Here is an 8893-nt window from a genome sequence, read left to right as displayed (position 1 = left end):
CCCCTCCTCGCCCGCGAGGCGCTCGGCGGTTTCCAGGACCACGCACCCGGAGGTGTACGCCGGGTAGTCCGCCACCAGCGGACGAGCCAGGGACTCACGGCTGCTGGCCTGGCGGACGGTCCCGAGCCCACTGCGACCGCGGCCCGGAGCGATCTGCACCTCCACCACCGCGAACGGCTCGAGGCTCGCGCCCATCCGGGACCGGGTGCGTCGCACGGCCCGGGCGACGGCGCGGACGAGCCCGTGCCGCTCGGTCAGCAGGGTGACGATCCGGTCGGCCTCACCGAGGTCGTAGGTGCGCACGACGAGGCCCGTGTCGGTGAAGGGATGCATCCGGGCCTCCTTCCGGGGCGATGTCCGGGCGGGCGCGCACGCGGGTGCGGGTGCGTGTGCGCTCAGATGTCCATTGTCCCACGGGCGAAAGCCGTGGGAGAGGCTAGAAGCCCAGGCGTCCCAGCATCTTGGGGTCGCGCTGCCACTCCTTGAGGACCTTGACGTGCAGGTCGAGGTAGACCCTGGTGCCGAGCAGTTTCTCGATGCCGGCGCGGGCGGTGGTGCCGACCTCGCGCATGCGCGAACCGCCCTTGCCCAGGACGATGGACTTCTGGCTCTGCCGTTCCACGTACACGGTGGCGTGGACGTCCACCATGTCGTCGCGGCCCTCGTGCGGCAGGATCTCCTCGATCGACACGGCGATCGAATGGGGGAGCTCGTCGCGGACACCCTCGAGGGCCGCCTCGCGGATGAGCTCGGCCATCCGGCTCTCGTCGGACTCCTCGGTGATGATGTCGTCGGGGTAGAACTGCGGCCCCTCGGGCAGCAGGGTGGCGATGACGTCGGCCACCACGTCGACCTGCTCCCCGGATGCGGCCGACACCGGGACGACCTCCGAGTCCGGTCCGAGGAACTTCGACACGGCCACGAGCTGCTCCATGACCCTCTTCTTGGAGACGGTGTCGATCTTGGTCACCAGCCCGAGCACCGGCGTGGTGGGGCACAGCTTGCGGACCTGCTCGAGGATCCAGCGGTCCCCGGGGCCGATGCGCTCCCCGGCGGGGATGCACAGGCCGATGAGGTCGACATCGGAGTAGGTGTCCTCGACCAGCGCGTTGAGCCGCTCGCCGAGCAGGGTGCGGGGGCGGTGCAGTCCGGGGGTGTCGACCAGGATGATCTGGGCGTCCGGCCGGTGCACGATCCCGCGGATCGCGTGCCGTGTGGTCTGCGGCCGCGAGGAGGTGATGGCGATCTTCTCCCCCACGAGCGCGTTGGTCAGGGTGGACTTGCCCGTGTTGGGTCGGCCCACGAAGCTGACGAACCCGCTACGGAAGTTCTCGGGGGTGCTCATCTGTTCTCCTCGTCGTGATCCTGGGTGTCGTGCTCGTTCGTCTCGACGGGCGCGGCCACGACGGTGACCACCTTGACCCGTCCGCGTCGGTCGTGGCCGCCCTCGGCGCGCAGGTCGAGTCCGGTGGACACGACGTGGGCGCCGGGCAGCGGGACGCGCCCGAGCTCCAGGGCGAGCAGCCCGCCCAGGGTCTCGACCTCCTCGGTCACCTCGTCGGCGAACTCGACGTCGAACAGCTCGGCCACCTCGTCCAGTCCGAGCCTGGCGGACAGGCGGTAGCGCCCGTCGCCCAGGTCCTCGACGGGCGGAACCTCGGTGGTGTCGTACTCGTCGACGATCTCCCCGACGATCTCCTCGAGGATGTCCTCGATGGAGACCAGCCCGGCGGTCCCGCCGTACTCGTCGACGAGGATCGCCAGGTGGTTGTGGTCGCGCTGCATCTCGGCCAGCAGGTCGTCGATCCGTTTGGCGTCGGGCACGAACACCGCGGGACGCATCACGTCGGCCACCGGGGCGGCGCGCCCGTCGGGGTCGTCGAGCCGGGCGACGATGTCACGCAGGTAGACCACGCCCACCACGTCGTCGGAGTTGTCCCCGTCGACCACCGGGATCCGCGAGTACCCGGACTTGACGGTGAGCCGCGCGGCCTGGCCGACGGTCTTGTCCGACTCGATCCACACCATCTCGGTGCGCGGGGTCATGACCTCGCGGGCGGTGGTGTCGCCGAGCTCGAAGACCGACTGGATCATGCGGGACTCGTCGTCGGCCACCACGCCGCGCTCGCGCGCCATGTCGACGATCTCGAGCAACTCGATCTCGGAGGCGAACGGTCCGTTGCGGAATCCCCGCCCCGGGGTGACCGCGTTGCCGACCCCCACCAGGAGGGAGGCCACCGGGCCGAGGACGAACCCGACCACGGTGAGCGCGGTCGCGGAGCTCAGGGCGATCGAGTAGGCGTGTTGGCGGCCGAGGGTGCGGGGACCGACGCCGGCCACGACGTAGGCGGCGACGGTCGTCACCACCGCGGCGACGCCCAGCGCCCAGGCCGAGGAGTCGATGACGTCGTTGAACACCACGGTGAACAGCACGGCGGCCGCCACGAGACTGAGCAGGTGCAGCAGGACGGTGACGTTGATGTACCGCGGCCGGGTGGCGAGCATCCGCGACAGTCGCGCCGCGCCGTACCGGTTCTCCTTGGCCATCTCCTCCACCCGGGCAACCGAGACGGTGCTCAGGGCGGCGTCGAGGGCTGCGAACAGTCCGGCGACGAGGATGAGCAGCACGGCGCCGACGGCCGCGGTGATGGTCTCGTTCACGTCTCAGGCGTCCACTCTCGGGGACTCGTCGCGGTGGTCGTACCACTCGCCCAGTAGTTCGTTCTGCAGGCCGAACATCTCCCGCTCCTCGGCGGGCTCCGCGTGGTCGTACCCCAGGAGGTGCAGGCACCCGTGGACGGTGAGCAGCGCGAGCTCGTGCGCGAGGGGGTGGCCGGAGCTGGCGGCCTGGTCGGCGGCGAACGCCGGGCACAGGACGATGTCGCCGAGCATGGCCGGGCCGGGTTCGGGCAGGTCGGGGCGACCTCCGGGCGTGAGCTCGTCCATGGGGAAGCTCATGACGTCGGTGGGGCCGGGCAGGTTCATCCACGTCACGTGGAGATCGGCCATCGTGTCCTTGTCGACGAGGGTGATCGACAGTTCGGCGGCCGGGTGGACGTCCATCCGGGCGATCACGAACGCCGCCACGTCGATGAGTTCTGCCTCGTCGACCTCCACGCCCGACTCGTTGGCGACCTCGATGCTCATCGGCGGCGCTGCTCCCTGTTCTTGTGGATGGTGGGTCGCTCGCCTCGTTCGAGGCGAGCTTCGTGCTTGGCGTAGGCGTCGACGATCCGCCCGACCAGCGCGTGGCGGATGACGTCGCGGGAGGTGAGTTCGGAGAAGTGGATGTCGTCGACCCCGGTGAGGATGTCGCGGACGACCTTCAGTCCCGAGCGCTGGCCGCCGGGGAGGTCGATCTGCGTGATGTCACCGGTCACGACGATCTTCGAGCCGAAGCCGAGCCGGGTGAGGAACATCTTCATCTGCTCGGGCGTGGTGTTCTGCGCCTCGTCGAGGATGATGAACGAGTCATTCAGGGTCCGCCCGCGCATGTACGCCAGCGGCGCCACCTCGATCACCCCGGCCGCCATGAGCTTCGGGATGGCCTCGGGGTCCATCATGTCGTGCAGAGAGTCGTACAGCGGCCGCAGGTACGGGTCGATCTTCTCGTGCAGGGTGCCGGGCAGGTAGCCGAGGCGTTCACCGGCCTCGACCGCGGGCCGGGTGAGGATGATGCGGCTGACCTCCTTGGCGCGGAGCGCGGCGACGGCCTTGGCCATGGCGAGGTAGGTCTTGCCGGTGCCGGCGGGGCCCAGTCCGAACACGATCGTGTGGTCGTCGATGGCGTCGACATACCGCTTCTGGCCGAGGGTCTTGGGCCGGATCATGCCGCCGCGGCGGGACAGGACGTCGGTGCCGAGCACCTCCTCGGGCGTGAGCGGCCCCGAGTCGGCGAGGATCTCCACCGAGCGGCGCACCGAGGCGGGGGTGATCTCCACTCCCCTGCGGGCCTGCCGCAGCAGGTCGGACACGACGCGGGAGGCACGGTCCACGTGGGGCGGATCGCCCGAGATGGTCATGGTGCCGCCCCGCACGTGCAGGTCCGCGTCGAGCAGGTCCTCGAGTGCGCGGAGGTTGGCGTCGGCGGTGCCGAGCACCGCCATCGCCAGGTCCGGGTCCAGCTGGACGGCCGTGCGGGCGGTGGAGTCGCCCGTGTCGCGTCGGACGCCACCGGTGTCGGTGGCCGTGGCGGGATCCCGGTCGTTCCCGGTGGCGCTGTCGTTTCCGGTGGCGCTGTCGTTTCCTGCGGTGCTTACGTGAATCACTTCCCGTGTCGTGGTGAGGTTGGATCGAGTGTAGACCCCGCGGGCGACCATCTCGGTGTGAGAACGCCGAGTGCGGCCAGCGCCACGGTGGCGGCGGTGGAGGTGCGGAGCACCTCCGGGCCCAGGACGACGGGCCGGGCGCCTGCCGCGGTCAGCGTGTCGAGTTCGGCGTCGGAGACCCCGCCCTCGGGGCCGACGACGACAAGGATCCGTGTCGCCGGCGGGCCCGCGGTGACCGCGTCGGCAAAACCAGCGGCACCGTCCTCGTGCAGGACCAGTGCGCAGGCACCGGCGTCGACCTCGGAGGCGACCAGGGCGGCGAGGGCGGTCGAGTCGACGAGGTCGCCGATCTCGGGCTCCCATGCCCGCCGCGACTGCTTGGCTGCGGCGCGGGCGGCGTTGGTCCATTTGGTGCGGCCCTTGTCGACTTTGGGGCCGGTCCAGCGGCTCACGCAGCGGTCGGCCTGCCACGGGACGATCCGGTCGGCTCCGGCCTCGGTGGCCAGTTCCACCGCCAGCTCGGACCGCTCGGACTTGGGCAGGGCCTGGACGACGGTGACCTCCGGGGTGGGGCGTGGGACGTCGACCCGGGTGACGACCTCCGCCTCGACCCTGCCGGGGCTCGTCGTCATCACCACACAGTCCGCCACCACTCCCCGACCGTCACCGACCCGCACGGCCTCTCCCACCCGGACGCGGAGCGCGGATCCGGCGTGCCGGCCCTCCGGCCCGTCGAGCACCAGTGTCTCGCCGACACCGGGGACCGTCCCGGCCCGGAACAGCGACGGGGTCACGGGCGCCTCAGTGCCCCGCGACGGCGTCGCGCAGGCGGGAGAACAGGCCACCGCGGCGGGCGGTGTCCTCGTTGACGACCTCGGCCGAGTCGCCGTCGAGGCGGCGCAGCTGCTCGACCAGGTCGCGGCGCTTGCGGTCCAGCTTCTCCGGGACCACGACCTCCATGTGGACCGTGAGGTCGCCGGCGCCGCCGCCGCGCACGCGGGGCATCCCCCGGCCGGTCAGCGTGACGGTGTGACCGGGCTGGGTACCGGACGGGATGTCGATCGTCAGGGGCTCGCCCACGACGGTCTCGAGCTCGACCTCGCCGCCCAGCATGGCGTCGACGACGGGCACGCGGACGGTGCAGTGCAGGTCCTCGCCGTCGCGGACGAACACCGGGTGGTTGCGCTCGTTGACCTCGATGTACAGGTCGCCGGCGGGACCGCCACCGGGACCGACCTCACCCTGCCCGGACAGGCGGATGCGCATGCCGCCGCCGACGCCGGCGGGGATCTTGGCCGAGACGGTGCGGCGCTTGCGAACGCGGCCCTGGCCGGTGCACTCACCGCACGGGTCGGTGATGATCTCGCCGGTGCCCGCGCAGGTGGGGCACGGGCGGCTGGTCATGATGTTGCCGAGCAGCGACCGCTGGACGGACTGGATCTCGCCCTGGCCCTGACACATGCCACACGTGGCCGGCGGCGTGTCCGTGGCCGACCCCTTGCCGTGGCACTTCTCGCACAGCACGGCGGTGTCGACCTGGATCTCCTTGGTGACTCCGGTGGCGCACTCGTCCAGGCCCAGGGTCACGCGGATGAGGGCGTCCGAGCCGGGCTGCACGCGGCTGCGCGGACCGCGGCCGCCGCCGCCTCCCCCGCCGCCGCCGAAGAAGGCCTCGAACACGTCACCGAGGCCGCCGCTGCCGAAGCCACCACCGAAGCCGCCGCCGCCGTAACCGGCGCCGGGCGAGGAGTCCAGCGGGTCGCCGCCCATGTCGACGACCCGGCGCTTCTCGGGGTCGGTGAGCACCTCGTAGATCGCGGTGATCTCACTGAACTTCTCACGCGCCTCGTCCGACGGGTTGACGTCGGGGTGGAGCTCCCGGGCGAGCTTGCGGTAGGCGCGCTTGATCTCGGATTCCGAGGCGCCCCTATCGACCCCGAGGGTCCCGTAGTAGTCGCGTGACACGTGTGGCCTTTCGTCGAGAGGAAGATCTGGCTCCGGGAAGGAGCGTACGGACGTCAGCGCCCGGTGATGAGCTCGCCCACGTAGTGGGCAACAGCGGCGACCGAGGCGATTGTTCCCGGGTAGTCCATCCGTGTGGGCCCGAGCACCCCCATCCCACCGAATGTCTGGCCCTCCGCCCCGTACTGCGAGGACACCACGGAGGCGCCGCGGATCTCGGCGGCCTGGGTCTCCGCCCCGATCTGGACGGTGACACCCCCCGGCCCTCCCCGGCCCACCGAGTGGGCCGCGGTGAGCAGTCGCAGGATCACGACCTGCTCCTCGAGCGCCTCGAGGACCGAGCGCAGGGAGCCGTCGAAGTCGGCGGCGCTGCGGGTGAGGTTGGCCGTGCCGCCCAGGACGATCCGATCGTCGGGGTGTTCGACGAGCGTGCCGACCAGGACCGCGACGCAGCGCTCGACCGCGTCGCGGATCTCGGGACGGGCCCGGTCGCCCGTGGAGGTCAGGGCCTCGGAGGCGTCGGGCAGGCGTTTGTCGGCGACGGCCTCGGACAGCAGGGTCCGCAGTTCCCCGAGGAGCTCGTCGGTCAACGGCGCGGCCAGCTCCACCGTCCGTTGATCGACGCGGCCGGTGTCGGTGATGAGGACCAGCAGCAGCCTGGTGGGGCTCAGGCTCACCACCTCGAGGTGGCGCACCGTGGAGCGACCGAGGACCGGGTACTGGACGACGGCGACCTGACGGGTGAGCTGGGACAGCAGCCGTGCGGCCCGCCGGAGGACGTCGTCCAGGTCGACGGCGCCCTCGAGGAAGGCCTGGATCGCCCGGCGTTCCGCGCGCGACAGCGGGGTGATCTCCTCGATGGAGTCGACGAAGTGCCGGTAGCCCTTCTCCGTGGGGACCCGACCGGAACTGGTATGGGGTTGGACGATGAACCCCTCGGCCTCGAGCACGGCCATGTCGTTGCGGATGGTGGCGCTGGACACGCCCAGTGAGTGCCGGTCGACGAGGGCCTTGGACCCGACCGGTTCGTGGGAGGCGATGTAGTCTGAGACGATCGCGCGTAAGACGTCGGTCCTACGATCGGCCGTACTCGACATGCTCGCTCCTCCCTGTCCTCGTCGTGGCGATTCTATGCCACTTCCCGGGCCGACGGTTCAGACGAGGACGTCGCGCACGACCCCGTCGGCCAACAACCGGCCCGCCTCGGTGAGCGCGTAACCGGGGCCCGCGGGATCGCCCGCCGCCCGTCGCCGTAGCAGTCCGGCCGCCACCTGGGTGTCGGCGCGGATCCGCTCGTCGGTGGTGAAGGCGCCGTCGCCGAGCCCCTCGGCCAGGCGGAGCCCGGTCATGATGCGCTCGATGTGGCGGTCGGTGTCGGTGAGGAGTTCCCCGCCGTCCACGGGCAGCCGGCCGGCGTCACACTCGGCGGCGTAGCGGGCGGGATGCTTGACGTTCCACCACCGGGCCCCGGCGACGTGCGAGTGCGCGCCCGGCCCGATGCCCCACCAGTCGCCGCCGCGCCAGTAGCCCATGTTGTGGCGGCAGTATCCCGAGGAGTCGGTGGCGAAGTTGGAGACCTCGTACCAGTGGAACCCGGCACGGGCCAGACGCTCGGCCACCTGCTCGTAACGGTCGGCCAGGACGTCGTCGACCGTGCCCGGCATCTCACCGCGGCGGATGCGGCGGGCCAGCGCGGTGCCGTCCTCCACGATCAGCGAGTAGGCGGAGACGTGGTCGACCCCGGCGTCGACGACCGCGTCGAGTGTCCGCGCCAGGTCGTCGTCCGTCTCGCCCGGGGTGCCGTAGATGACGTCGAGGTTGACGTGCTCGAACCCGGCCCGCAGGGCCTCGGCCACCGCCTCCTGCGGGCGTCCGGGGGTGTGGGTCCGGTCGAGGACGCGCAGGACGTGGGCGGCCGTCGACTGCATGCCCAGGGAGATGCGGGTGAACCCGCCCTCACGCAACCGGGCGAAGAACTCCGGCGAGGTGGACTCCGGGTTGCTCTCGGTGGTGACCTCCGCACCGGGTGCCAATCCGAAGGTCGAGTCGATACGCTCGAGCAGGCCCACGAGGACGTCCGCGCCGACCAGCGATGGGGTGCCGCCGCCGATGAAGACCGTGTCGACCTGCGGGGGCGTGCCCGTCGCGGCCAGGGCCTGTGCGGCCCGGTCGATCTCGACGGCCGCGGCCCGTTCCCAGTCGACCGGGGAGGTCGCCGAGCCGAGTTCGCCGGCGGTGTAGGTGTTGAAATCGCAGTATCCGCACCGGGTGGAGCAGAACGGCACGTGGAGGTAGATGCCGAAGGGCGCCCGCGGATCGCGGGGCGGGGGCGCGCTCGCCAGTGTGGCGGGGTCGTGGGGAGCGGCGGTCACACCTGACCGGTCTGGGTGTCCGATGAGGTCTCATCTCCAGTCGGGTCCGGGGCGGGCAGGGTCTCGATCGGCGGGGTCGGCGTCGCCGAGATCTCGTCGTCGCCAAGGACTGTAGCCGCGGGCGCGCTGTAGGTCGGTGCCTGGGCGGCATCGTCGGGGGTACCCGGTCCCGCGGGTGTGGAGCTCGTCGGCTCGGACTTCGTCGGCTGGGACTTCGTCGGCGTGGACTTCGTCGGCTTGGACCCCGTCGGCTTCGCCGCCCGCTTCTGCTGCGAACCCGCCTTGGCCGGG

9 protein-coding genes and 1 pseudogene are annotated in these 8893 nt (G+C 71.4%); all 10 read right to left on the bottom strand.

Annotated features, from left to right (window positions below):
• Positions 1 to 333 (bottom strand): DNA repair protein RecO (gene recO, locus G6023_RS12170; protein ID WP_182635703.1); only part of this gene is annotated, 333 nt, incomplete at its 3' end.
• A gap of 103 nt (positions 334 to 436) precedes the next feature.
• A complete protein-coding gene (gene era / locus G6023_RS12165; RefSeq protein WP_182635701.1) occupies positions 437 to 1345 on the bottom strand; it encodes a GTPase Era in 909 nt (302 codons plus the stop codon).
• Positions 1342 to 2661: a hemolysin family protein gene (locus tag G6023_RS12160; protein ID WP_182635699.1), complete on the bottom strand. Its 1320-nt coding sequence runs from the start codon at positions 2659 to 2661 to the stop codon at positions 1342 to 1344. The genes era and G6023_RS12160 overlap by 4 nt, the downstream gene beginning before the upstream one ends.
• 3 nt (positions 2662 to 2664) lie before the next feature.
• Positions 2665 to 3147, bottom strand: coding sequence for an rRNA maturation RNase YbeY (ybeY, locus tag G6023_RS12155; RefSeq protein ID WP_007626431.1), 483 nt, complete (start codon positions 3145 to 3147; stop codon positions 2665 to 2667).
• Positions 3144 to 4268: a PhoH family protein gene (locus G6023_RS12150; protein WP_472986439.1), complete on the bottom strand. Its 1125-nt coding sequence runs from the start codon at positions 4266 to 4268 to the stop codon at positions 3144 to 3146. The genes ybeY and G6023_RS12150 overlap by 4 nt, the downstream gene beginning before the upstream one ends.
• Positions 4265 to 5062 (bottom strand): 16S rRNA (uracil(1498)-N(3))-methyltransferase, encoded by a 798-nt coding sequence (locus tag G6023_RS12145; protein ID WP_132061976.1) that lies wholly within the window; start codon positions 5060 to 5062, stop codon positions 4265 to 4267. The genes G6023_RS12150 and G6023_RS12145 overlap by 4 nt, the downstream gene beginning before the upstream one ends.
• A 7-nt stretch (positions 5063 to 5069) precedes the next feature.
• A complete protein-coding gene (dnaJ, locus tag G6023_RS12140) occupies positions 5070 to 6233 on the bottom strand; it encodes a molecular chaperone DnaJ (RefSeq protein ID WP_119192828.1) in 1164 nt (387 codons plus the stop codon).
• A gap of 53 nt (positions 6234 to 6286) precedes the next feature.
• The gene (gene hrcA, locus G6023_RS12135; protein WP_132061978.1) at positions 6287 to 7327 is read right to left on the bottom strand and encodes a heat-inducible transcriptional repressor HrcA; all 1041 of its coding nucleotides are present in this window, start codon (positions 7325 to 7327) and stop codon (positions 6287 to 6289) included.
• A 57-nt stretch (positions 7328 to 7384) separates the two neighbouring features.
• Positions 7385 to 8572 (bottom strand): radical SAM family heme chaperone HemW, encoded by a 1188-nt coding sequence (hemW, locus tag G6023_RS12130; protein WP_187700158.1) that lies wholly within the window; start codon positions 8570 to 8572, stop codon positions 7385 to 7387.
• A 26-nt stretch (positions 8573 to 8598) separates the two neighbouring features.
• A pseudogene (locus G6023_RS12125) lies at positions 8599 to 8893 on the bottom strand (hypothetical protein); the annotation flags it as partial.

Source organism: Dietzia sp. DQ11-71 (assembly GCF_014144995.1).
Classification (GTDB): domain Bacteria; phylum Actinomycetota; class Actinomycetes; order Mycobacteriales; family Mycobacteriaceae; genus Dietzia; species Dietzia kunjamensis.
The sequence above is the reverse complement of the archived record's forward strand: the minus strand, read 5'-3'. Positions and strand labels throughout refer to the sequence as shown.

Excerpts from the sequence above, each read along its gene's own strand:
- era (WP_182635701.1), bottom strand. The coding sequence starts at position 1,345 with ATGAGCACCCCCGAGAACTTCCGTAGCGGGTTCGTCAGCTTCGTGGGC.
- ybeY (WP_007626431.1), bottom strand. The coding sequence starts at position 3,147 with ATGAGCATCGAGGTCGCCAACGAGTCGGGCGTGGAGGTCGACGAGGCA.
- hrcA (WP_132061978.1), bottom strand. The coding sequence starts at position 7,327 with ATGTCGAGTACGGCCGATCGTAGGACCGACGTCTTACGCGCGATCGTC.